At 62.5% G+C, this 23,109-nt stretch carries 20 protein-coding genes; 7 read left to right on the top strand and 13 right to left on the bottom strand.

The features are described from left to right. The first annotated feature begins 17 nt into the window (after nucleotides 1–17). The 5 genes from NCS02_RS26955 to NCS02_RS26935 are packed head-to-tail and all read left to right on the top strand — an operon-like array spanning nucleotide 18 to nucleotide 5,197. Complete coding sequence (locus NCS02_RS26955) at nucleotides 18–731, top strand: HAD-IA family hydrolase (RefSeq protein ID WP_250520115.1); 714 nt, start codon at nucleotides 18–20, stop codon at nucleotides 729–731. Nucleotides 732–733: 2 nt separating this feature from the next. Beyond that, nucleotides 734–2,047 carry an NAD(P)/FAD-dependent oxidoreductase gene (locus tag NCS02_RS26950; RefSeq protein ID WP_250523368.1) on the top strand — a complete coding sequence of 438 codons (1,314 nt, stop codon included), beginning with the start codon at nucleotides 734–736 and terminating at the stop codon, nucleotides 2,045–2,047. Beyond that, nucleotides 2,044–2,955: an ABC transporter permease gene (locus NCS02_RS26945; RefSeq protein WP_008346976.1), complete on the top strand. Its 912-nt coding sequence runs from the start codon at nucleotides 2,044–2,046 to the stop codon at nucleotides 2,953–2,955. Before NCS02_RS26950 ends, NCS02_RS26945 begins: the two co-directional genes overlap by 4 nt. Then, a complete protein-coding gene (locus NCS02_RS26940; protein ID WP_008346975.1) occupies nucleotides 2,952–3,749 on the top strand; it encodes an ABC transporter permease in 798 nt (265 codons plus the stop codon). The genes NCS02_RS26945 and NCS02_RS26940 overlap by 4 nt, the downstream gene beginning before the upstream one ends. 20 nt (nucleotides 3,750–3,769) lie before the next feature. Then, entirely contained in the window at nucleotides 3,770–5,197 is a 1,428-nt protein-coding gene (locus NCS02_RS26935) for an aldehyde dehydrogenase family protein (RefSeq protein WP_250441534.1), read from the top strand. Here NCS02_RS26935 and NCS02_RS26930 read toward each other — a convergent pair. The 11 genes from NCS02_RS26930 to NCS02_RS26880 all read right to left on the bottom strand — a co-directional run bounded on the left by NCS02_RS26930 (nucleotide 5,185) and on the right by NCS02_RS26880 (nucleotide 18,161). Next, nucleotides 5,185–6,900, bottom strand: a complete 1,716-nt coding sequence (locus NCS02_RS26930; protein WP_250523367.1) for a GMC family oxidoreductase — start codon at nucleotides 6,898–6,900, stop codon at nucleotides 5,185–5,187. The genes NCS02_RS26935 and NCS02_RS26930 overlap by 13 nt on opposite strands. A 7-nt stretch (nucleotides 6,901–6,907) precedes the next feature. Next, nucleotides 6,908–7,969, bottom strand: coding sequence for an ABC transporter substrate-binding protein (locus NCS02_RS26925; protein ID WP_008346971.1), 1,062 nt, complete (start codon nucleotides 7,967–7,969; stop codon nucleotides 6,908–6,910). 196 nt (nucleotides 7,970–8,165) lie between these two features. After that, on the bottom strand, nucleotides 8,166–8,510 hold the full coding sequence (locus NCS02_RS26920) for a cupin domain-containing protein (protein ID WP_008346969.1): 345 nt from the start codon (nucleotides 8,508–8,510) through the stop codon (nucleotides 8,166–8,168). 807 nt (nucleotides 8,511–9,317) lie between these two features. Further along, a complete protein-coding gene (locus tag NCS02_RS26915) occupies nucleotides 9,318–10,313 on the bottom strand; it encodes a M14 family metallopeptidase (protein WP_250520112.1) in 996 nt (331 codons plus the stop codon). Next, nucleotides 10,310–11,782: an NAD-dependent succinate-semialdehyde dehydrogenase gene (locus tag NCS02_RS26910; protein WP_175981464.1), complete on the bottom strand. Its 1,473-nt coding sequence runs from the start codon at nucleotides 11,780–11,782 to the stop codon at nucleotides 10,310–10,312. The genes NCS02_RS26915 and NCS02_RS26910 overlap by 4 nt, the downstream gene beginning before the upstream one ends. Nucleotides 11,783–11,799: 17 nt before the next feature. Then, nucleotides 11,800–12,864, bottom strand: a complete 1,065-nt coding sequence (locus NCS02_RS26905) for a tartrate dehydrogenase (RefSeq protein ID WP_008346962.1) — start codon at nucleotides 12,862–12,864, stop codon at nucleotides 11,800–11,802. A 95-nt stretch (nucleotides 12,865–12,959) separates the two neighbouring features. Beyond that, nucleotides 12,960–13,457 carry an Lrp/AsnC family transcriptional regulator gene (locus tag NCS02_RS26900; RefSeq protein ID WP_008346961.1) on the bottom strand — a complete coding sequence of 166 codons (498 nt, stop codon included), beginning with the start codon at nucleotides 13,455–13,457 and terminating at the stop codon, nucleotides 12,960–12,962. Between the two features lie 43 nt (nucleotides 13,458–13,500). Further along, nucleotides 13,501–14,910 carry an aspartate aminotransferase family protein gene (locus NCS02_RS26895; protein WP_175981466.1) on the bottom strand — a complete coding sequence of 470 codons (1,410 nt, stop codon included), beginning with the start codon at nucleotides 14,908–14,910 and terminating at the stop codon, nucleotides 13,501–13,503. A 172-nt stretch (nucleotides 14,911–15,082) separates the two neighbouring features. Continuing rightward, nucleotides 15,083–16,009, bottom strand: coding sequence for a 2-hydroxyacid dehydrogenase (locus tag NCS02_RS26890; protein WP_250520145.1), 927 nt, complete (start codon nucleotides 16,007–16,009; stop codon nucleotides 15,083–15,085). 5 nt (nucleotides 16,010–16,014) lie between these two features. Further along, nucleotides 16,015–16,887, bottom strand: coding sequence for a GNAT family N-acetyltransferase (locus tag NCS02_RS26885; protein ID WP_250520111.1), 873 nt, complete (start codon nucleotides 16,885–16,887; stop codon nucleotides 16,015–16,017). A 74-nt stretch (nucleotides 16,888–16,961) separates the two neighbouring features. Continuing rightward, nucleotides 16,962–18,161, bottom strand: coding sequence for a YbfB/YjiJ family MFS transporter (locus NCS02_RS26880; RefSeq protein ID WP_250520110.1), 1,200 nt, complete (start codon nucleotides 18,159–18,161; stop codon nucleotides 16,962–16,964). A gap of 97 nt (nucleotides 18,162–18,258) precedes the next feature. Between NCS02_RS26880 and NCS02_RS26875 the strand changes: the two genes are divergently transcribed. Further along, nucleotides 18,259–19,149, top strand: a complete 891-nt coding sequence (locus NCS02_RS26875) for a LysR family transcriptional regulator (RefSeq protein WP_250520109.1) — start codon at nucleotides 18,259–18,261, stop codon at nucleotides 19,147–19,149. 46 nt (nucleotides 19,150–19,195) lie between these two features. Here NCS02_RS26875 and NCS02_RS26870 read toward each other — a convergent pair whose 3' ends face one another. Both NCS02_RS26870 and NCS02_RS26865 read right to left on the bottom strand, forming a co-directional pair. Next, a complete protein-coding gene (locus NCS02_RS26870; RefSeq protein WP_250503709.1) occupies nucleotides 19,196–20,179 on the bottom strand; it encodes a phytanoyl-CoA dioxygenase family protein in 984 nt (327 codons plus the stop codon). A 146-nt stretch (nucleotides 20,180–20,325) separates the two neighbouring features. Then, nucleotides 20,326–20,949, bottom strand: a complete 624-nt coding sequence (locus tag NCS02_RS26865) for a TetR/AcrR family transcriptional regulator (RefSeq protein ID WP_175981473.1) — start codon at nucleotides 20,947–20,949, stop codon at nucleotides 20,326–20,328. A 122-nt stretch (nucleotides 20,950–21,071) separates the two neighbouring features. Between NCS02_RS26865 and NCS02_RS26860 the strand changes: the two genes are divergently transcribed. Further along, the gene (locus tag NCS02_RS26860) at nucleotides 21,072–23,108 is read left to right on the top strand and encodes an NADH:flavin oxidoreductase (RefSeq protein WP_250520108.1); all 2,037 of its coding nucleotides are present in this window, start codon (nucleotides 21,072–21,074) and stop codon (nucleotides 23,106–23,108) included. Nucleotide 23,109: the final 1 nt, after the last annotated feature.

Raw genomic sequence — 23,109 nt, 5'->3', positions numbered from 1 at the left:
CCGTAAAGGATGACGCAATGAATCTCACCGATTTCAAGGTCCTGACCTTCGATGTCGTCGGCACGCTGATCAACTTCGAAAAGGGCGTGCTCGATTCCGTGCGCCGGCTGGGCGGAGCGAAGGCAAAGGACCTGACCGACGATCAGATCTTCGAGCCGTACATGGAAGGGCGCGCGAAGTATCCGGGCAGATCGAGTCATGAAATGGCGAACGTGTATCTGCATCTCGCGAGCAAACTCGGCGTGCCCGACGATGCGCAATCCGCCGCGGCATTCCAGCGCGATGTGCTCGAATGGCCCGCATTCGAAGACTCGGTGGCGGCATTGAAGCGTCTGCGCAAGCACTTTCGTCTTGTCGCGATGACCAACGCGGATCGCGTTGCGTTGTCGGCCTATGCTCACACGCTCGGCAATCCGTTCGACGATACCGTCTGCTGCGATGAGACCGGCGTCGCCAAACCCGATCCGCAATTCTTTGCCTATAACCGTGGACGTCAGGCGGCGTTCGGCTATAAGTTCGAAGAGATCCTGCATACGGCGCAGAGCCAGTATCACGACATCGGCATCGCAACGAAGCTCGGTTATTCGACATGCTGGATCGAGCGGCGCCAGGGCATGAAGGGCTTCGGCGCGACACCCGTGCCCGAGAGCGTGACGACGCCGACGTGGAAGTTCGCGACGCTCGCCGCGCTCGCGGATGCCGTCGACGACGAACTCCGCGCCGCCGCCTGACCATGCGCGCCCCGACGACACCGCAGCGCCCGCAACCGGACTCGTTGTGGCGGGCGATAGCCGCGCCGATGAGCACCGGCGCACCGCTCGCACGCGATATCGATGTCGAAGTGGCGATCATCGGCGCGGGCTATTCGGGCTTGAGCGCCGCGTATGCGCTGCAAAAGCGCGGCGTCGAATGCGCGGTGCTGGATGCGAATCCGATCGGCTGGGGCGCAAGCGGACGCAATGGCGGCGTGGTGTCGTCGAAGTTTCGTCTCTCGTTTCCGACGATCGCGAGCACGCATGGCATCGATGTCGCGAAGCGCATGCATCGGCTCGCGCACCATGGCGTGCGCACCGTCGAGGCGTTCGTCGACGAGTTCAAGCTCGAACGCGCGCGCTTCGAACATACGGGCAGCCTGCGTTGCGCGCATACGGAACGTGCGCTCGCATCGATATGCGCCGAGGCGGACTGGATTCGCACGACGCTCAACGATACGTCCATGAGCGTGCAATCTCGTGCTGAAGTCGAACATGAGACAGGCTCGAAGGGCTTCGTCGGCGGCGTGTTGAGCGCGGACGCGGGCACGATCCTGCCGCTCGAATACGTGCGCGGCATCGCGGCCGGTCTGATCGTGCGCGGCGTGCCGATCTACGAAGCGACGCCTGTCATCGACATGTCGCGCGAACAGGACGGCCGCGTGCTGTTGAAGGCGCCCGGCGGCACGGTGCGCGCGAAGCAGGTCATCGTCGCGACGAACGCCTATTCGAATCTGACCGAGGCAACCGCTTCATATCATCGCGAGCTCGTGCCGTTCAGAAGCGCGATGATCGCGACCGCGCCCTTATCTCCGGAACTCGATGCGCAGTTGATGGTGAACCGCCGCAGCTACACCGAAACGCGCCGCATGATGAAGTGGTTCCGCAAGGTCGATGGCCGCATGTTGTTCGGCGGCCGCGACGCGTTCGGCAAGGAAGGCGAGCCGACCGGCTTCGATGCGCTGCAACGCGCGATGGTCGCGCTCTTTCCGCAATTGAAGGACGTGCCGGTGGAATTTCGCTGGTCGGGTTATGTCGGGATGACCTTCAACGCATTGCCGCACGTGGGCCGCAGCGACGATGCGACCACGTTCTGTCTCGGCTATAACGGCGCGGGTGTCGCGATGGCCAGCCTGATCGGTCAGCATGCCGCTGCGCTTGCGCTCGGTGAGAAGCCCGAACTCGCGCTGCTCGCGCAAGACGGCTTGCGGCCCGTACCGTTTCATGCGTTGCGCGCGCCGGGTGTGCGGCTCGTCGCTGCGTGGTATCAGTTCCTCGATGCAGTAGGTGCATGATGACGACAGCCAAACGGATTCTCCAGGACCCCGCCGTGATGCAACCCGCGACGATCGATCCATCGGTGCGGCATCAGCGACGCGAAGACCGCGCGATGCTGCTGTTGATGGCGCCCGCGCTGTTCGTGGTCGTCGTATTGCTCGTCGTGCCGCTCGCGTGGCTGTCGTGGCAATCGTTCTATCACGACGGCGTGTTCTCGCTCGTCAATTACAAGCGTGTCTTTACCGGTGCCTATCTCGACACCTTTCTGCTGACGTTCAAGCTCAGTTTCATCGTGACGGCGATTACGCTGCTGCTCGGCTATCCTGTCGCGTATTTCGCGGCATCGATATCGCCGCGATGGAGCGCGCTCGTGCTCGGCATGGTGATTCTTCCGTTCTGGACGAGCGTGCTCGTGCGAACGTACGCGTGGCTCGTGCTCTTGCAACGCACCGGTCTCATCAACAAGGCGCTGCTCGGCATGGGTCTGATCGAGCGCCCGTTACAACTTTCGTATAACCAGTTCGGCACGATCATCGCGATGGTGCACATCCTGTTGCCGTTCATGGTGCTGCCGCTCTACTCCGCGATGCAGAAGATTCCGCCGAATCTCTCGCAAGCAGGTGCGAGTCTCGGCGGTTCGCCGCTGCATGTGTTCTTGCGCGTGTTTCTGCCGCTGTCCATGAGCGGCGTGCTCGCGGGCGTCACGCTCGTCTTCGTGCTGTGCCTCGGCTTCTATATCACGCCCGAGCTGATGGGCGGCGGCAAGTCGATGATGGTGTCGATGATCGTCAGCCGCAACGTCGAGATCTACAACAGTTGGGGCGCGGCAAGCTCGGTGAGCGTGGTGCTGCTTATTTGCGTGTGCGCGATCTTCTATTGCGTGAGCCGCGTGATTCCGCTCGAAAAGACACTGGGGGCGAAATGAATACCTTATCGTTCGGCCGCGTGACGCTCGGTGCATCGGTGATGCTGATTCTCGCGTTTCTGATGATTCCCGTGGTCATCGTCGTGCCGCTGTCTTTCTCGGATGCGCGTTTCCTCACGTTTCCGCCGCCTGCGTATTCGTTGCGCTGGTATCACGCGTTCTTCGATAATCCCGCGTGGATCGATGCGGCGAAGACCACCTTTGCGGCCTCGACGTGCGCGGCCTTGATCGCGACGCCGGTCGGCATCGCGGCGGCATACGGCATCCAGTATGGATCGCACTGGTCGTTGCGCTATCTGCGCACATTGCTGATGCTGCCGCTGATGGTGCCGATCATCATCGTTGCAGTGGGCGTGTTCTTCGTCTTCACGCAGATGGGTTATGTGAACACGCTTGGCGGTCTCATCATCGCGGATACGATGCTCGGCCTGCCGTATGTGCTCATCTCCGTCGGCGCGGACTTGCGCACGTTCGATCGCACGCAGGAGATGGTCGCGCGCAGTCTCGGCATGAATCGCTTTCGCGCGTTCATGGCGGTGACGTTGCCGCAGATCAAGGCGAGCGTGATCTCGGGTGCCGTGTTCGTGTTCATTCAGGCGCTCGATGAAACCGTCGTTGCGCTCTTCATTTCGGGCGGCAACAATCAGACGCTCACGCGCCGCATGTTCGTCACGCTGCGCGATGAAATCGATCCGACCATCGCCGCCATCAGCACGATGCTGACGGCGTTGACCTTGTGTCTCGTGATGATCGTCGTCGTGAGCCGGCGATCTTCGGCTGCGGCGCGAGCCTGAATCTTTCACAACGAAAAACCATGCGACATCTACAGCAGTTCTATATCGACGGCGAATGGGTCGAACCGTACGGCGATACACGTTTGCCGGTCATCGATCCATCGACTGAAGAAGCGATCGGCGAGGTCGCGCTCGGCGATGCGCGCGATGTCGATCGCGCGGTCGCGGCGGCGCGGCGTGCGTTCTCATCGTTTTCACGGGCGAGCGTCGCAGAGCGCGTTGCGTTGCTCGAGCGTTTGCTCGAAGCGTATGTCGCGCGTTACGACGAGATGGCCGATGTCATCTCGCGCGAGATCGGCGCACCGGCGAAGCTCGCTCATGCGTGGCAGGCGGCGCTCGGCAAGCGTCATATCGAAGAGACGCTGCGCACGGTCGAACGCTTTCAATGGCAACGCAAGAAGGGCACGACGCTCGTCAATCACGAGCCCGTGGGCGTGGCCGCGCTCATCACGCCGTGGAACTGGCCGATCAATCAGATCGTCTGCAAGGTCGCGCCTGCGCTCGCGGCGGGATGCACGGTGGTGTTGAAGCCGAGCGAAGTGTCGCCGATGAACGCCGTGCTTTTCGCCGAAATCATCGATGCGGCCGGCGTGCCCAAAGGCGTCTTCAATCTCGTCAATGGCGATGGTCCGACCGTCGGCGCGGCATTGAGCGCGCATCCGGATGTGGATATGGTGTCGTTCACCGGATCGACGCGCGCGGGCATCGAGATCGCGAAGCTGGCCGCGCCGACCGTGAAGCGCGTGCATCAGGAACTCGGCGGCAAGTCGGCGAACATCCTGCTGGACGATGCCGATTTCGAAGTAGCCGTCACGGCCGGCGTGAATTCGTGCTTCAGCAACAGCGGTCAATCCTGCAATGCGCCGACGCGAATGCTCGTGCCCGCATCGCGGCACGACGAAGTGGTGCAGATCGCGTTGCGCGCGGCGCAGAAGCAGCGCGTCGGCTCACCGAGCGATCCGGCGACGACGATGGGCCCCGTCGTCAGCGACGTGCAGTTCGAACGCGTGCAGCGGCTGATCGATGTCGGCATAGAAGAGGGCGCTGCACTGGTGACGGGCGGCGCGGGGCGTCCCGCTGGACTCGAACGCGGTTATTACGTGAAGCCGACCGTGTTCGCTAACGTGAATCCTTCGATGACCATCGCGCGCGAGGAAATCTTCGGCCCGGTGCTCGCGATCATGCCGTATCGCGATGAAGAAGAAGCGATCGCCATCGCGAACGACACGCCTTATGGCCTGGCGGCTTACGTGCAATCGCAGGATCAGGAGCGCGCGCGCCGCGTGGCGATGAGAATGCGCGCGGGCAGTGTCTACGTGAACTATCCGGCGTGGGATCCGGGCTCGCCGTTCGGCGGCTACAAGCAGTCGGGCAATGGGCGCGAATATGGCGAGTGGGGACTGGAAGCGTTTCTCGAAGTGAAGGGCATCGTGGGTTACGGCGCCTGAGTCACGGCGTGCGCGGCCGGTTCATGCTTGTCGAGGACCGTGCCGCGCAATGCATCCGCCGCGCGCTCGGCGATCATGATCGTCGGCACGTTCGTATTCGCGCATGGAATCGACGGCATCAACGACGCGTCGCATACATGCAGACCTTCGATGCCATGCACCGCGCCGCGCGCATCGGTCACGGCCAGCGGATCGCTCGATGAACCCATGCGGCACGTTCCCGACGGATGCCATGTCCCGCCGACATGGCGCATGACGAACTCGGTCATCTTGCGATCGTCGGCGAGCAGTTCGTCGATCGTGATGCCTTGCGTCACGACGCCTTTGATCAACGCACCACGCAACGGCCCGGCGATATCGAGCAGCGCGCTCAACGCGCCGCGCTGGAGCGCACTCCATGTTCCCGGCACCGCCACCGCTGCAACGCGCGGTGAATAGCTCGATGGAAAGATCGCATCCATCGAAGCCGATGCAAGCGTTGCAGCGCCGAAACGCAGCGCGAGCTTGAGCCGTTCGAGATCGCGGGAATCGGAGAGCATCGCGAAGTCGACGTTGGGTTCATCGAATGCATTCGCCGATGCCAGCGTGACGCGTCCGCGCGAATAGGACTTGTTGACCCAGAAGAAGATCGTGCCCAGCCGATAACCCACCGAATGCCAGCCCGAACGCGACAGGATCGCGCCGTGCATGTCGCCTTGAACGGTGTCGGCCAGGCCGGATGAAAAGCGCACGATCGCCTGCTCGTGATGTTCATCCGGAAACGGCGTGCGTGCGGCGCGCGGCAAAAACGCGGAGACCGCTATCGAAGGATGTTCCATCAGATTGCGCCCGACGCCGGGACGATCGGCCACTACGTCGATGCCGAGCGCGGCGAGTTCATCGCCGGGGCCGATGCCGCTTCGCATCAGCAATGCGGGACTGTGAATCGCGCCCGCCGATACGATCACGCGATGTGCGCGCAAGTCTTCACGCGTGCCGTCGGCGCGAACGATGCGCGCACCGATCGCGCGCTTGCCATCGAACAGAATGCATTCGACGACATCGCCGGTGCGTATCGTCAGATTGCTGCGAGCGCGCGCGGCATCGTCGAGATAGCAAACCGAGGTCGGTATGCGTTCTCCGTTCGCGCTGACCGCGATCGCACCGATGAACGTGCCGTCTTCCCAAGGTCCGTTCTGATCGTCGCGCAAGGCGTGGCCCCTATCGGCAAGCGAGGCGAGCACCGTGCGCACGAACGGCGAAATGCGCGGCCATGCCGTGCGTTGAATGCGTAACGGGCCATCGCTGCCGTGCAGCGGGCCGGTGACATCGCAATCGGTTTCCAGCTTGCGAAAGTAGGGCAGACACGCTTGCCAGTTCCAGCCATCGGCGCCAAGCGCTTCCCATTCATCGTAATCGGATGGAGAGCCGCGATTGGCCATTAACGCATTGATCGCCGAGCCGCCGCCGAGAAGCCGCGCCTGTTCATAGCGTCGCAGCGCCGCGGCGCGTTCGCTCATGCGCGCTTTCAATGCCTGCCAGATGTTGCGCGTGTCGAGATAAGCGCGGCCCGGATAGCGGCTGCGGATGGCATCGGGCATCGTGCGCGCGGAGATGTCGCGGCCCGCTTCGACGAGACACACGGTCGCGCGCGCATCTTCGGAAAGGCGCGCGGCCAGCACGCAGCCGGCCGAGCCGCCGCCCAGAATCAGAAAGTCGAACACGTCGGCGTTATTGCATGAACTTGAGCCAGCGCGCCTTCGCCTGAATGCCGGACTCTGAAGCCCACCATTCTTCGGAAAGCAACGCCTGCTTCGCCGCATTCGCGGGCGCGCTCGGCAATTCGGATGCGCGCTTGTCGGTGATCTTGCCGGTCTTGAATGCAGCCGGATTGCCCGGACCGTAATCGATATAAAGCGGCAGATTCGCCTGCAATTCCGGCGATACGGCCGCGTTAAGGAAGCGCACGGCTTCGTTCATGTTCGGCGCGTTTTTGAGGATGCAAAGCTGCGTGTTCTGCAGAATGCCGTCGTTGAACGTGAAGGCGACATCCGGATTGTCCTTCATTACGGCGCTCGCGCGGCCGTTCCAGATCATCGTCATGTCGACTTCGCCGTCGTGCAGCAATTGCGCCGACTGTCCGCCCGAAGTCCACCACACCGTGACGTTCGGCTTGATCTCTTCGAGCTTCTTGAACGCGCGATCCACGTCGAGCGGATAGAGCTTGTCGCGCTGCACGCCATCCGCGAGCAGTGCGGCTTCGAGCACCGTCATCGGATCGTTGCGCAGTGCGCGCGTGCCGGGGAAGTTCTTGACGTCCCAGAAGTCCTTCCAGCTTTGCGGCACTTTCTTCAGCGACTTCTTGTTATAGCCGATGACCGTCGAATAGAACTCGTACGCCACCGAATAGGGCGTGCGGTATTTTTCGGGAATGGCTGCGGCGTTGGGTAACTTCGAGAAGTCGAGCTTTTCGAGCAGCCCTTCGCGCCCGCCGCGCAAGCAGTTCGACGTGGGCGTATCGACGACGTCCCAGATCGGCTTGCCGGTTGAGCCTTGCGCCTTGATCTGCGGCCACGCATCCGGAATGCTGTCCTGGTTGATCGTGATGCCGAGCTCTTTCGCGGCGGGATCGAGAATCGCCTTGGTTTGCGCTTCCTGATACGCGCCGCCTTGCGATACGAACGTGATCTTGCCCGCTGCGAACGACGGCGCCGCGCTCGCGATGGAGAGCAGCAATGTCATGGCCAGCGGACGAACGGGAAAGTGCGGACAGCGGAATCTTGCAATCTTCATCACGGCGTTTTCCTCGACAAGATTGAAGCAGTGGACGTCCTGCAGATCGCGGTCCCGTCCGGCTTCGAGCGAAGACGAGGACGGCGCGCGGATGACTAAAAATATATTGAGTCAAATACGCGGGGGCAACGCCGGAATTGTTGGAGTGACCATGACCTGATGTTATGTCAGCGCAATGGCCACGTCCGATGCACGTTCAGAAGATCACGTAGACCTTGCGCATGGTTTCATCGACTTCCCATGTGCCTTCGGTGTTCGCCGCGAAGAAGAGCGTATCACCGCCGGTGAAGTGGATCGTGTCCTCGCCATCGGGCGTGAAGCGGCCACGGCCGGCCAGAAAATGCATGACCTCCGCTTCCTTCACCGAACGCCGGTACGTGCCCGGCGTGCATTCGAATACGCCCGTATCGATTGCTTCGCTGCCGGGAATCACTTTTTGCACGCCGGATATCTTTATTTCCTGCGTGCCGGGAAGTCCCGCCGTGCCCCAGTCTTCCAGTCCTTCGATTGCTATGCTCTGTTTGAGTTGCTGTACTTTCATTTGCTTTCTTGCCTCTTGATGGTTTTGGGTGATTGCCGGATCCCGTTATCGCGTCGGTCTATTAGCGTTGCCCCTGTGCGGGGCGGCAGTCACTTTCTTTGCCGTCGACCAGAGTTAGCGCTTTAGCGCTTACTCTGGTCCTTTCAAAGAAAGTAACCAAAGAAAGCAGCTTCCGATACGCCCGCGGTCACACGCAGTTTGGGTAGTCCTCTCGTCGTTCGTGGGCTGCCTAAAGAGGGCCTCATAGGCCCCATCGGGCTTGGCTCGCGCACGGTCTGCCACATCGCACCACACAACAAACTGGTTCAGCACCAAATAGCTCCGGCTCGCTTCGCGGCCGATGGGTCCATCGGGAATGCGCGTGCTTCTCTACTAACGTCTCCATCTCGCTGCAATCGCCGCCCTTTGGTTTCCCTTGCATACCCGGCGGCAGCGCGTAGCGCTGTGCCGAAGCTGTTTCGTGCTGAACCAGCGCGCTCAACGTATTCGGGCGGCAGACCGTGCGCGAGCCAAGCCCGGTTATTGTGATGAGGGCACTCTTTAGGCGAGTGCCATCGAGGACGAGAGAACTACCCAAATTGCGTGTGACCGCGGGCCTGAAAAGCTGCTTTCTTTGCTTACTTTCTTTGCAGCAGCAAAGAAAGTGAGTGCCGCCCCGCACAGGGGCAACGCTAATAGACCGACGCGAAAGCGGGATCCGGCGACTACTGGAAGGAAAGTGAGTGCCGCCCCGCACAGGGGCAGTGCTGATAGACCGACAAGTACACGGGATCCGGCGACCTCACATCACAACCGTAGAACAGCGCTTCAACGAGCAAAACCACCTGCAACTCGAATGCGCCGTTCGATCTTGCCGAGCCGCACGACCGTCACGCCCGGACGCAACTGCCGCAGCGACGGCATCACGAGCATGCAATCGTCATAGGGCGTTTCGACCGCAACGCCCTCCGCCCAGCCGATCACGCTGCCCGCTTTCGGAAACACTTCGAGCCCCGTGTAGGCATCGGCGAAACGGAAGTCCATGCTCCTGGCTACGACCGGTTCCGTCACACGCACAACGAGCATTTCCTGCGGCGATGGCTGAACCCATCCGGCGGGCAAGTCTTCTTCGTCGATCACGCCGGATAGCAACAGAAAGCGCGCGGTCACGTCGCGCGCGACGGTCACGGCATTCGCTTCCCAGTGCTGTCCGCATTCGATGAGCAACGCGTTCTTGTCGCTCGAAGGATCGCCGAAGCCTTCGTAATCGCGCATGCGCCGTCCTTCCGGATGACCTTCGTCGCAGATCACGGTCGCAGGCGTGCCGAGCCTCGCCGACAAGTCGATGCCTTTATCGAGCGGTCCCGCGACGATCAACGGCTTGCTCTTCTCGTGCATCGAATGAAGATCGAGCAGGAGGTCCACCGTATCGATGACGGGCCGCATCGCGCGGGCGCGGCGCAGCTCGCTCGAATCGCGCGACATGTCATCGAGCGCTTGCGCGGTCCATACACGATTGAAGTCCTGATCGACGAAGCGCGATGCATCGGGCTTGCTCGCATCGAAACGCGCGTAAGCATCGACGTTCGCGAACGCGAGCGTGAGCTTGCCGCGCCACGGGCGCAGTCCGGCACGCAGCAAGGCATCGACGACGATCGCGCCGCACACTTCGTTGCCGTGCGTGAGCGCGTTGATCATCACATGCGGACCGTCGATGCCCGAATCGAACGTATGCACATACGGCACGCCCGCGTTGCCCGAGGCATGCGCGCCGATATCGGGGAACGCGATCTCGATCGGGTATGCGTTTGAATGCGCGTTCATTCGAGCCCGCCCTGGCAGAGATATTTGATCGAGAGGTAATCGTCGAGGCCGTACTTCGAGCCTTCGCGACCATAGCCCGATTCCTTGACGCCGCCGAACGGCGCGGCCTCGCTCGCAATCGCGCCTTCGTTGATGCCGACGAGTCCCGATTCGAGCAGACGCGATACGCGATCGATGCGCTTCAGGTTCTGGCTATAGAAGTACGCTGCGAGGCCGAAAGGCGTGTCATTGGCGGCGCGGATCGCCTCGGCTTCGTCGTCGAAGCGAAACAGCGGCACGACCGGGCCGAAGGTTTCTTCGCAGCTCAACTGCATGTCGGACGTTGCATCGGCGAGCACGGTCGGCGCGTAATAGTTGGGGCCGAGTTCCGCGAGACGCCTGCCGCCCGTCAGCGCGCGTGCGCCGCGCTTCAACGCGTCGTTTACATGACGCTCGATCTTTTCGACCGCGCGCGCGTTGATCATCGGGCCGATCTGCGCATCGGAATCAGTTGCAGGCGCAACTTTCAATGCGGCGACGCGCTTCGCGAGCAGGTCAGCGAACTTGTCATACACGGACGACTGCACATAGACGCGATTCGGGCACACGCAAGTCTGTCCGCCATTGCGGAATTTCGATGCCATCAATCCGGTGACGGCGGCATCGAGATCGGCATCGTCGAATACGATGAAAGGCGCATTGCCGCCGAGTTCCAGCGACAGCTTCTTCAACGTGCCCGCCGATTCCCGCGCGAGATACTTGCCCACCGGCGTCGAGCCGGTGAAGGTGATCTTGCGCACGCGGCCATCTTCGAGCCAGTCGGCGACCGCGTCCTGCGCGTTTTCGCGCGATGCGCTGATGAGATTCAACGCGCCCGCCGGCACGCCCGCTTCATGGGCGAGCATCACGAGCGCGAGCGCCGTGAGCGGCGTATCTTCGGCCGGCTTGCCGACGACCGTGCAACCCGCCGCGAGCGCGGGCGCGATCTTGCGCGCAATCATCGCGAGCGGGAAATTCCACGGCGTGATCGCAGCGACGACGCCGACCGGTTCCTTCACCGCGCTCATGCGCTTGCCGCGTTGCTGCTGCGGAATGATGTCGCCGTAGATGCGCGTGGCTTCGTCCGCGAACCACGCGACGTAAGACGCGCCGTACATCACCTCGCCGCGGCCTTCCGCGAAGGGCTTGCCCTGTTCGAGCGAGATGAGACGTCCGAGCGCATCGGCATGCTCGACGATCAGCGCGTGCCAGCGATGCAGGACCGCGGCGCGATCTTTCGGCAGCGTATCGCGCCACGCGGGGAAGGCGCGCGCGGCGGCATCGGTGGCGGCGCGGGCATCGGCGGGGCCGCTGTCGGCCACTTGCGCGATGACGTCGCCCGTCGCGGGATCGGTGACGGCGAAGCGTCGGCCGCTTGCAGCGGCAACCCATTTGCCGTCGATGAAGTTATCGGCGCGAATCAGATCGCTCAGTTCATATCGTTGCGTCATGGTGGTCTCCAGAAAAGTCAGGCGAGCATTTGCGCAATGGCCGCGCCGACTTCCGTCGTCTTCGCCTTGCCGCCGAGATCGCCCGTATGCGGACCTTCCTTCAATACCGCCGTGATCGCGGCAAGCATCGCATCGTGTGCTTCGCGTTCGCCGAGGAAGTCAAGCATCATCGCCGCCGACCAGATCATCGCGACGGGATTCGCGATGCCCTTGCCCGCGATATCCGGCGCGGAGCCATGCACCGGCTCGAACAACGACGGGAAGTTGCGCTCCGGATTCATGTTGGCCGAAGGCGCGATGCCGATCGTGCCCGTGCAGGCCGGACCGAGATCGGAAAGAATGTCGCCGAAGAGATTGGTGGCGACGACCACATCGAAGCGATCCGGGCTCAGTACGAAGCGCGCGCACAGAATGTCGATGTGCTGCTTGTCCCACTTGATCTCGGGATACTGCGCGGCGATTTCGGCGGCGCGCGTATCCCACCACGGCATGCTGATCGAAATGCCGTTGCTTTTAGTTGCGACGGTAACTTTCTTCTCGCGCTTTTGCGCAAGATCGAATGCGAACTTCAACACGCGCTCCGCGCCCTTGCGCGTGAAGATCGACGTCTGCGATACGAACTCGCGTTCGGTGCCTTCGAACATCGTGCCGCCGACCGATGAATACTCGCCTTCGGTGTTCTCGCGCACGATCATGAAGTCGATATCGCCCGCCTTGCGATTCGCGAGCGGCGAGGGCACGCCGTCGAAAAGACGAGCGGGGCGCAGATTGATGTATTGATCGAACTCGCGCCGGAATTTGAGCAGCGAGCCCCACAGCGAGATATGGTCGGGAACGGTATCGGGCCAGCCGACCGCGCCGAACAGGATCGCATCGGCATCTTGCAACTGCGCCTTCCAGTCGTCCGGCATCATCTGGCCGTGCTGCGCGTAGTAATCGCAACTTGCCCATTCGATATGCCGGTACTCCAGTTCGATACCGAAGCGCTTGCTCACCGCGTCGAGCGCGCGCACTGCTTCGGGCATCACTTCCTTGCCGATGCCGTCGCCCGGAATCACGGCAATACGATATTTGCTGGACATGTGCTACTCCGCGTGAAAATGATCGACGATAAAAAGCACGCACGTGCATAAAGCGCGTGCGTCCGTTGAATGCATGAGAATGAGAGGCGCGCGCCTCAGTGATGGTTCTGCGAGAAGAGCGTTTCGAGCGGGTAATGCGTCTTCACGAACGACGTCTTGATGATGACGTAGCTGAAGTACTTCTCGATGCCGATGCCGCGCTCCAGCAGCCCTTCGATAATACTTTGATAGTGACTCACGCTGCGCGTGACGAACTTGAGCAGATAGTCGTAACCGCCGCTCGCGAGATGACATTCGACGATCTCGTCGACATCCTTCACGGCATTCACGAAGTTGATGAAGTCTTCGCGGCGATGATCGGCGAGCGTGACTTCGGTGAAGACCACCTGCACGTCGCCGAGCTTTTCGAGCTGAATCTGCGCGCCATAACCGACGATATAACCCGCCTTTTCCAGCCGTTTCACGCGAATCAGGCAAGGGCTGGGCGAGAGGCCGACCGCATCGGCGAGTTCCACGTTCGTGATGCGCCCGCGCTTCTGCAATTGCGAGAGGATACGCAGATCGATTCGGTCCAGCTTGCTGTCGGTGCTCATCGCGGCGGGTTCGGTCTCGCATGTCGGCGGTCGGTCGATGTTATCACGCAGCCGCGCGCGAACTAAAGCCCGATGCGCCTTTCAATGCATCGCGCACGTCGCTTTGCGCGAGTACATCGTCGAGTGTCTTCGTGAGGCGCTCGAACAGCATGTCGAAGTTCGCTTCGGTATAACAAAGCGCGGGCGCGAAGCCGAGAATGTTATCGCCGAATGCGCGGAACACGAGGCCGTTTGCATAAGCTGCGGCGGCAATGCGGTCGGGCAGCTTGAGCGATGCATCGAAGCCGCGCTTGCTGTTTTTATCGGCGACGAGTTCGAGCGCGCCGAGCAAGCCGCGATGCCGCGAATCGCCGACGAGCGGATGATCGAGCAACGCATCGAGCCCTTGCGCGAAACGCGGCGCCAGCGACTGCGCATTCGCGAGCAGGCCGCCTTCGTGATACAGCCGCATCACTTCGAGGCCGATCGCTGCGCTCACCGGATGCGCCGAATACGTATGTCCATGACCGATGACCGCCGACACATCTCCGCCATCCGCGATGCCCTGGTAGACCGCATCGGACATGAGGACCGCGCCCATCGGCGCATAACCCGCGGTGAGTCCCTTCGCGACCGTCATCAGATCGGGCTCGACGCCTTCGCCTTCGCACGCGAAGAGCGGGCCAGTGCGGCCGAAGCCCGTGATGACTTCATCCGCGACGAAGAGGATATCGAGCTTGCGGCACGCTTCGCGCATCGCCTTCAGCCAGCCTTTGGGCGGCACGATCACGCCGCCCGAGCCTTGAATCGGCTCGCAGAAGAATGCGGCGACGTTGTCCGCGCCGAGTTCCGCGACCTTGGCTTCGAGCGCTTGCACCGAAGCGGCGATGAGCGCGGCGTCATCGGCGTAATCGTTGCGGTACGCGTACGGCGAAGGAATGTGATGCTGCGTCGGCAGCGGCAAATCGAAGTTGCGATGGAACGCAGGCAACGCGGTCATGCCCGCGCCGATCGACGACGATCCGTGATAGCCGCGTTGCAGCGCGATGAAATGCTTCTTCGACGGACGGCCCGTCGCGTTGTAGTAGTGCGTGATGAAGCGCAGCGCGGAATCGACGGCATCGGAGCCGCCGAGCGTGAAGTACACATGTTGCAGCGAAGCAGGCGCGAGCTCGACGAGCTTCGCGGCGAGTTCGATGGCAGGCTCCGAGCCGAAATGAAAATAGCCCGTGGCGTAGGGCAGTTTCGCCATCTGCTTCGCGGCGGCCTCGACGATGCTCGCGTGTCCATAACCCGTGTTCACGCACCACAGGCCGGAGAACGCATCGAGCAGTTCCCGGCCTTCGATGTCGCGCAGGAACACGCCATCGGCGGAATCGAGCACGGTGACGCCGCGCGCTTCATGCGCGCGATAACTGACGACTGGATGAATCAGATGCTTACGGTCGGACTCGACAAGCGACTTGATCGACATGATGCGGCTCTCTCTTCGCGAAGGGGGCGGAATGGCTCTTGACCGTTTCATACTATCGGCAGAGCCGCATCGCGTGCATCGCCAAAAAAATCGCCAAAAAGCGAATCCGCAGCGTTTTGCGGGGGGCGCGCAGCATTTTCTGCTGCGGCCTTCGCGGTCTTTGCCCGACGATTCAATAGCCGCGCGTGCGGTCGATTTCGCCGATCATGCGCTCGCCCGCGCGATGACGGCGCAAGTTCTCCAACACCATTTCGACGGCGGTTTCGGGCCGCGTGGCGCTCGCGATATGCGGCGTGAGACGCACACGCGGATGCGTCCAGAAAGGATGCTCGCGCGGCAAGGGCTCGGGATCGGTGACGTCGAGAATCGCGGCGTTCAGATGCCCGCTATCGAGCGCATCGAGCAGATCCTGCTGGATCACATGCGGACCGCGCCCGACATTGATGAACGATGCGCCCTTCGGCAAGGTCTCGAACACGCGTTTGCCGATAAGCCCGCGCGTCGCATCCGTGAGCGGCAGCAGGCACACGAGGATATCGGTGCGCGCGAGAAACGCATCGAGCGATGCCGCGCCCGCATGACATTCGACGCCTTCGATCTCATGCGGCGAACGGCTCCAGCCCGCGCAATCGAAGCCGAACGCACGCAGCGTGGTCAGCACGGCGGTGCCGAGCATGCCGAGACCGAGCACGCCGACGCGCCGCGTCGAAGCCGCGCGCACCGGCATCTCGCGCCACACGCGCTCGCGTTGCTGCGCGGCGTAATCGAAAAGATCGCGATGAATCGTGAGCACGGCTTGCGTCACATACTCGACCATGCCTTCGACGATGCCCGGCTCCGTCATCCGCACGACCGCGACATGCGGCGGCACGCCGGACAGATCGAACTGATCGATGCCCGCGCCGACCGAGAAGATCACGTCGAGATTGGGGAATGTCTGCATGACATCCGCGGGCGGCTGCCACGCGGCGAGATAGCGCACGGCATTGGCATCGCCGATATCGGGCCATACGCGAAACGGCACGTCGGGCGCTTTCAGCGCGAAGTGCGTGGCCCATTGCTTGCCGCGTTCGGGATCGGCTTTATAGAGGATCGTCATCGTGTTCAACCCAGCGCCTGGTTGATGATCGCAAACTGCGCTACCGATGCGTCATGCGGCGGCGTGCCATTGCGCGCCATCTTGATGACGGTATCGACGCGTTTCATGCCGATGCTTTCGAGCCACGCCGACAAGCCGCTTTCATCGGGCGTGTCGATGCGCGTGAACTTGCCTTCCTTATGCGCGAGCCAATGGGCGATGAGCGCTTGCGCGCGGCGCGCGTGCTGCGCGTCGGCGGTGACGGAGACCACCGGACCGATCGCATGGCCGCGCCCGAATTCGCGGATCAGCGCGAAGCCCAGCACTTCGCCGTCGCGTTCGAGCACGATGCCGTCGGCAACTTTCAGCAACGCAGGCAGGAGCGTGCTTCGATCGAGTCCGCTTGCGCGCGATGCAAGCGCGACGAGTGCATTCGTATCGCGCGGATCGATCGCACGCAGGCGCTCGCCTTGCGCGAGATCGATGCGCGGCACGGCGAAATCGGCGGATTGATGCTGATGAATCGCACCGATGCGCGCGAACCCGAGCTTCGCGTAAAGCGGCTCGCCCGCGGGCGTCGCGTGCAGCACGGTGATGCGCTTGCCGAGCGCTTCGAGCAGCAGTTCCATCAGCTTGCGGCCGATGCCTTTGCCCTGGCAGTCCGGCGCGACGATCACCATGCCGAGCGATCCGCCATCGTCGCCGTACTTCCAGCACAGCGCGGTGCCGACGACACGCTCGCCTTCCTGCGCGATGAAGCCCGCGCCGGCGTCGAGCACGAAGCGCCAGTCGTCGGCGCGATGCGGCCATTTGACTTCGACCGAAAGCGCGTGAGCGGCGGCGATGTCATCGGCGGTGAAAGGGCGATACAGCAGAGTGGATGTTTCGGCAGCGGACACGGCATGCTCCACGTCAGAGGATGCCCGCCACTGTGACACGCGGCCCTCGCGCGCGGATAGGACGATCCTGTTGCTTACGCGGCGCTTGCCTTGTTGCGCATTCCGAGCCACGTCAATCCGGCCGCGCCGAATCCAAGCGCCGCGACCGCGATCCACAACGCGATGGAAAACGATCCGGTGTGCGCGGCGATCGGTGCGGCGACGAGCGGTCCCGCGATCTGACCGAGCCCGTATGAGGCGGTCGCGTATCCCATCAATCCGGCTGCGGCTTCGCCGCGCAGACGGCGCGCTTCGCGCATCGCGAACAGGGTGATGGCGGTGAACGGCAAGCCCAGCAGCAAACTGCCGATGCCGAAGCCGAGCGCGCTCGGAAACACGATGCCGAGCAAGATGCCGAGCGCCTGAATCAGATAGCACGCAGCGCAAAGCAGCCGGTTGTCCCACGACAGCGGCAGCCGCGCGGCGACCAGCGCGCCGGCGATCAGCGCCAGTCCGAAGGCAGGCCAGAAGAGATCAGGCCACGGCGAGGCCGGCAAGGCCTGTCGCGCGATGACGGGCAGAAACGTCGCGGTGATGATGTAGCCGAATCCCGCGAGACCGTAAAGGCCGACGAGCCCGATCGAATCGACGCGCGCCGATGCGTTCGCCACGCTTTTGGCGGCATGCGCCGGGCTGCGCGCGACCGGCGCCCGATGCGCGAACGCCTGCCACACGAACACGCCCGCCACCGCCGAGCAGAGCGCGAATCCGATCCATACCGATGGCGCGGGCACGCCGAGCGCCGCGGCGGCCGCGCCGAGCAAACCGGTCGCGACGATGCCCACGCCCGGCCCCGCGTAGATGACGCCCGCGAGACCGTGCGCATCGAGTTCCGCGAGCCGGCGCAATCCCCATTGCGACGCGAACACGAAGGCCCACGCGCTGACGACGCCCGCCGCGAAACGTATCGCGGCCCACATCCAGAAGAGATGGATGATGCCCATCGCGAGCGTCAGCGCGATGGTCCCCGCGAGCGCGAGACGCACCATGCGCGCGTGATCGATGCGGATCGCCGCGCACGACAACGCGCCGATCAGATAGCCGGCGTAATTGGCCGATGCGAGCCAGCCGCCGTGCCGGATATCGAGCGCGCCGCTGTTGAGCATCAGCGGGAGGAGCGGCGTGAAGGCGAACCTGCCGACGCCGAGCGCCACCGCCAGCACGACGGCGCACGCGAGCGCGGCGTTTCGGGCGTGATGCGCGGGCAGCGGCGAAGCGTGAGCGTGCGAGGCCATGAGTCGGTCGGCGAAGAAGGGATAAACCCCATCGTAGCTTGACCGATCCATCTTGAAAAATGAATAATCGAGATGCGATCAATCTTCGGAAAAGATCATGGATTTGTCTGCATTGAACATTTTCAGGGCCGTCGTGCGCGAAAACGGCGTGACGCGCGCGGCCGCGAAGCTCAATCGCGTGCAGTCGAACGTGACGGCGCGCATCCGTCAACTGGAGGAGACGCTCGGCACCGATCTCTTCATCCGCGATGGCCGCCGTCTCGTGCTGACGCCCGCCGGCGAAACCCTGCTGCCGTATGCCGAACGTCTGCTCGCGCTCGCGGAGGAGGCGCGTCATGCGGTCAGCGAGGATCGTCCGCAGGGGCGGCTGCGGCTCGGGACGATGGAGAGCACCGCCGCGAGCCGTCTGCCGCGCGTGCTGGCCGCGTATCACCAGCGCTGGCCGCAGGTCACGCTCGAACTGACGACGGGCGTGACGCGCGCGCTCATCGACAGCGTGCGTGCGTTCGAAGTCGACGCGGCGGTGATGGCGCGGCCGATCGAGCCCGACACGCTGCCCGCCGAGCAATTCGAGTCCGTGCCAGTGTTCGAGGAGGAACTGACGCTCGTCACGCCGCGCGGGCAGCATCCGTCGACGATGGCGCAGGCGAGCGCCGGCCTCACGCTCATCGCGTTCGAGCGTGGCTGCGCGTATCGCTCATACGCGACGCGCTGGTACGAGCAGCAGGGCATCCGTCCCGCGCGGGTGCTGGAACTGGGTTCGTATCACGCGATCGTCGCGTGCGTGGCGGCCGGTGCGGGCGTCGCGGTGGCGCCGCGCTCGGTGCTCGAACTCGCGCGTCTGGATGACGAAGTGGATCTGCATCCGATGGGCGAATTCGGTCGCATCGACACCTTGCTCGTCTGGCGCAAAGGGCATTTTTCGGCCGCGCTCAACGCGATGCGCGAGCTTCTGGCGGAACGTCCCGATGACGCAAAGGCGGCGTGACGATGTCGTCCGGCATCAGTTAGCTATCGAATGACGCGGGCGAAGCTCATTTCACGAGCGCCTTGATGGCCAGTTTCTTTGCCATCTGGAATGTCCTGGGAAAGGTCGTTTCGATGCCCAGCACGACGCGGCTCGATAACCGCTCCATGTCCTTCGGGCAATTGAACGCCATGCCGTTGAACTCGCGCAGATTCAGCGGCTTGATCTTCGACTGGAACTGCAGGAAGCGGTGAGAAACCGGAATGAAATGCGACGTCAGAGAGCTGCGCGAAAATTGCGGACGCGTCGTGCGCAGACTGCCGTGAATCGTTTTCGAATTCCATAGAAGCACGTCGCCCTTTTGCAGGAATGGCGCGCGAAATTCGAGCCGTTGTTCGGAGAGGATCTTCTTGACCAGCTCCTTGTACTGGCCGTGATTGAACGCGACGTCGAAGTTTTTTCCGTTCTTCACCATGTCGATGCGATGACTTTGCGGCACGACGAAGAAACGCCCGGCTCCCGCGTCGATATCTTCGAGCGCGTACCAGCATCCGACCATCGTGCCGATCAATTCGCTATCGAGGTAATACGTGTCCTGATGCGGCCACGTCTCCGCGTTGCCTTCGAAATACATGCTCTGCACGAGCTTGCCTTCTTCCGAAAAAATCTCGCGTGTAATGGCTTTGACAGGCCTGCTCGCGAACGCCTTCACCGCGAGATTCTTGAGCGGCGCGAACGCTACGTCGCCGAGCGACTGAAGGTTGAGCAGCGGATTCATCACGAAGCCGTATTCGTTGATCCGGTTTTTTTCCGGATTCGCAGTGGCCTGCCGGTAGATGTATCCCGGGTACTGCTTGACCGTTTTATCGAATGCATTGCGGATCGAATCGCACGCGGCCCCGTCCACGACGCGGCGCACGACCACATAGCCGTTTTCCTCGTAGTATTGCTTTGCGCCAGCGAGGTCGGTCAGGTCGAACGTGGCCGAATTTTCTTCGACCGTTTCCGGAATTTCTATCTCGGTTCCAATCGGACTGAGGATTTTGTACATGATGGCCCCAAAGGCGGAATAGACCGGCTGCACGCGGACTGAATGTTTCGCACAAGCCTATGCCGGGCGATCGGACTCACGTCGCACCTGACCGATTCCGCCAAGGGATTGGCCTCAAGCGGCAATAAGCTGCAATAAGCGGCCGCTCACTCGAACTCGAAGTTGCGCCGCGAGTAGAAGCGCTGAAGCTCGTGTTGCTGCGGCCGCACGCCGGTGAAAACTTCGACGTATTCCGGAATGCGCGACATGCGCACCGCCATGTCTTCGTGGAGCTTCATCGACACATAGCCGGCCTGCGTGTAATACGCGACGCGCGCGCGGACGTCGGCGGCGCGCGGTTCATAGTCGAAGCGCACGAACAGCGCCGTCAATGCCGCGATGCGTTGCGCATCGTCCTGCGCCATCTGCTCCGCGATCTCCTGCGATTGCTGCGACCAACTGCGCATCGCGGCTTCGAAGCGCGAGTCGAAGAGCGAATCGTCGAACCAGCAGTCGAAGACGTTGAGCATCGCTTCGCACACGCTGTCCGCGTATGCCTCGGTTCGTTCGATCCAGTGGCCGGTGTTCTTCTGCTTCCATCGGCCGAGCAACGCGGCAAGCAGTTCCTCGCGGTCCTTGAAGAACCAGTAAAAACTCGTGCGCGAAAGATTCAGCTTCTTTGCGAGCGGAAGTATGCGGACCGCATCCACGCCTCCTTCGAGAAGCCCTTCGTACGCCGCGTCCAGCCACATGTCGGCGGAGCCGCGCACCGCGTCGAGGGTCTGATCCATTTCGTTTTTTCCTGTATGCGTTCCGCTGTACACCATTGTCTCTCTACTTGACACATGTGTACAGAGCTTCTACGCTTGATTCACAACCGGCGTTCGTTCCCACTTGCTTCGAAGAGGCGCTCATGTCCACGGATCCGCTGCTGCAGCCCTATACGCTGAAACATCTCACGTTTCGAAACCGGATCATGACGACCTCGCATGAACCGGCTTACGCCGACGACGGGATGCCGAAGGAGCGTTATCGGGCGTATCACGTCGAAAGGGCGAAAGCGGGAATCGCATTGACGATGACAGCCGGCTCCGCAGCGGTTTCGAAGGACAGTCCGCCGGTCTTCAACAACATCCTCGCGTACAAGGACGAAGTGGTGCCGTGGATGAAGGATCTCGTCGACGAATGTCACGAGCACGGCGCGAAGGTGATGATCCAGCTGACGCATCTGGGCCGGCGCACGCGCTGGGACACGGGCGACTGGCTGCCCGCGGTGTCGCCTTCGCATTGCCGCGAGCCTGCGCACAGGACCTTCCCGAAGAAGCTGGAAGACTGGGACATCGAACGCATCGTGCGCGATTTTGCGGATGCCGCCGAGCGCATGAAAGCAGCCGGGCTCGACGGGATGGAGATCGAATCGTATGGTCATTTGATGGACCAGTTCTGGTCGCCTCTGACGAATACGCTCGAAGGTCCATATGGCGGTTCGCTCGATAACCGCATGCGCTTCACGTTCGATGTGTTGCGCGCGATTCGCGAGCGCGTCGGGGAGCGCTTTCTCGTCGGCCTTCGCTATACGGCCGATGAAATGCTCGCGGGCGGCATCACGAAGGAAGAGGGCATCGAGATTTCGATGCGCCTCAAGAACAGCGGTCTCGTCGATTTTCTCAACGTCATTCGCGGGCATCTGGAAACGGATGCCGCCCTGACCGACGTGATCCCCATCATGGGCATGAAGAGCGCGCCGCATCTGGAGTTCGCGGGCGAGATCAGGCGGGCGACGGACTTTCCGACGTTTCATGCCGGGCGCATTCAGGACGTCGCCACGGCGCGCTATGCGATCGAAGCCGGCAAGCTCGACATGGTCGGCATGACGCGCGCGCACATGACCGATCCGCATATCGTGCGCAAGATCATCGAGCGCAGGGAGGACGACATCCGTCCGTGCGTGGGCGCGAACTATTGTCTCGATCGCATCTATCAGGGCGGCATGGCGCTGTGCATCCACAATGCCGCGACGGGCCGCGAACTCGAGATGCCGCACACCATCGCGCCGGCCGCGACGAAGCGCAGGATCGTCATCGTCGGCGCGGGGCCGGCGGGACTCGAAGCGGCGCGCGTCGCGGGCGAGCGCGGGCATGACGTCGTCGTGCTCGAAGCGATGAACGATCCCGGCGGCCAGATTCGTCTCACCGCGCAGAACGTCCGCCGCAAGGAGATGATGGGCATCATCGACTGGCGCATGGCGCAGTGCGAAAAGCTCGGCGTGCGGTTCAAGTTCAATACGTGGGCGGATACGGAAACGGTGCTCGCGGCGCAACCCGATGTAGTGATCGTCGCGACCGGCGGCATGCCGCACACGGAGGTTTGCAGCGAAGGCAACGAGCATGTGGTCTCGTCGTGGGACATCATTTCCGGCGACGTGAAGCCCGGCGCGAACGTGCTCATCTTCGACGATGCCGGCGATCACGCCGCGCTTCAGGCTGCCGAAACGATCGCGCAGGCGGGCGGCAAGGTGGAAGTGATGACGCCCGACCGCTCGTTCTCGCCCGAAGTCATGAGCATGAATCTCGTGCCCTACATGCGCTCGCTGCAAAAGCTCGCGACCACCTTCACGGTGACGTTCCGGCTGGAATCGGTGCGTCGCGAAGGCGGTGAACTGGTGGCGACCATCGGCAGCGATTACGGCGGCGTGACGAAGGAGCAGCGTCACGATCAGATCGTCGTCAATCACGGCACGATTCCGATGGACGACCTTTACTTCGAGCTCAAGCCGCTATCGAAGAACCGCGGCGCGGTGAATTACGACGAACTCATCGACGGCAGGCCGCAGAGCGGAGAGACGAATCCCGAAGGACAGTTCCAGCTTTTCAGAATCGGCGATGCGGTATCGGCGCGCAACACGCACGCCGCGATCTATGACGCGATTCGTCTGGTGAAGGATCTGTGAG

The sequence above is a fragment of the Caballeronia sp. NCF2 genome, from assembly GCF_023631205.1.
Lineage (GTDB): Bacteria > Pseudomonadota > Gammaproteobacteria > Burkholderiales > Burkholderiaceae > Caballeronia > Caballeronia zhejiangensis.
This window is presented reverse-complemented; position numbering and strand designations above follow the sequence as displayed.

Bases quoted from the DNA above. Each gene is read 5' to 3' on its own strand.
- NCS02_RS26910 (WP_175981464.1), bottom strand. From the start codon at position 11,782: ATGACGCAACGATATGAACTGAGCGATCTGATTCGCGCCGATAACTTC.
- NCS02_RS26900 (WP_008346961.1), bottom strand. From the start codon at position 13,457: ATGAGCACCGACAGCAAGCTGGACCGAATCGATCTGCGTATCCTCTCG.
- NCS02_RS26905 (WP_008346962.1), bottom strand. From the start codon at position 12,864: ATGTCCAGCAAATATCGTATTGCCGTGATTCCGGGCGACGGCATCGGC.
- NCS02_RS26890 (WP_250520145.1), bottom strand. From the start codon at position 16,009: ATGACGATCCTCTATAAAGCCGATCCCGAACGCGGCAAGCAATGGGCC.
- NCS02_RS26925 (WP_008346971.1), bottom strand. From the start codon at position 7,969: ATGAAGATTGCAAGATTCCGCTGTCCGCACTTTCCCGTTCGTCCGCTG.
- NCS02_RS26940 (WP_008346975.1), top strand. From the start codon at position 2,952: ATGAATACCTTATCGTTCGGCCGCGTGACGCTCGGTGCATCGGTGATG.
- NCS02_RS26935 (WP_250441534.1), top strand. From the start codon at position 3,770: ATGCGACATCTACAGCAGTTCTATATCGACGGCGAATGGGTCGAACCG.
- NCS02_RS26870 (WP_250503709.1), bottom strand. From the start codon at position 20,179: ATGTACAAAATCCTCAGTCCGATTGGAACCGAGATAGAAATTCCGGAA.
- NCS02_RS26955 (WP_250520115.1), top strand. From the start codon at position 18: ATGAATCTCACCGATTTCAAGGTCCTGACCTTCGATGTCGTCGGCACG.
- NCS02_RS26880 (WP_250520110.1), bottom strand. From the start codon at position 18,161: ATGGCCTCGCACGCTCACGCTTCGCCGCTGCCCGCGCATCACGCCCGA.
- NCS02_RS26860 (WP_250520108.1), top strand. From the start codon at position 21,072: ATGTCCACGGATCCGCTGCTGCAGCCCTATACGCTGAAACATCTCACG.
- NCS02_RS26945 (WP_008346976.1), top strand. From the start codon at position 2,044: ATGATGACGACAGCCAAACGGATTCTCCAGGACCCCGCCGTGATGCAA.
- NCS02_RS26875 (WP_250520109.1), top strand. From the start codon at position 18,259: ATGGATTTGTCTGCATTGAACATTTTCAGGGCCGTCGTGCGCGAAAAC.
- NCS02_RS26895 (WP_175981466.1), bottom strand. From the start codon at position 14,910: ATGTCGATCAAGTCGCTTGTCGAGTCCGACCGTAAGCATCTGATTCAT.
- NCS02_RS26920 (WP_008346969.1), bottom strand. From the start codon at position 8,510: ATGAAAGTACAGCAACTCAAACAGAGCATAGCAATCGAAGGACTGGAA.
- NCS02_RS26865 (WP_175981473.1), bottom strand. From the start codon at position 20,949: ATGGATCAGACCCTCGACGCGGTGCGCGGCTCCGCCGACATGTGGCTG.
- NCS02_RS26915 (WP_250520112.1), bottom strand. From the start codon at position 10,313: ATGAACGCGCATTCAAACGCATACCCGATCGAGATCGCGTTCCCCGAT.
- NCS02_RS26950 (WP_250523368.1), top strand. From the start codon at position 734: ATGCGCGCCCCGACGACACCGCAGCGCCCGCAACCGGACTCGTTGTGG.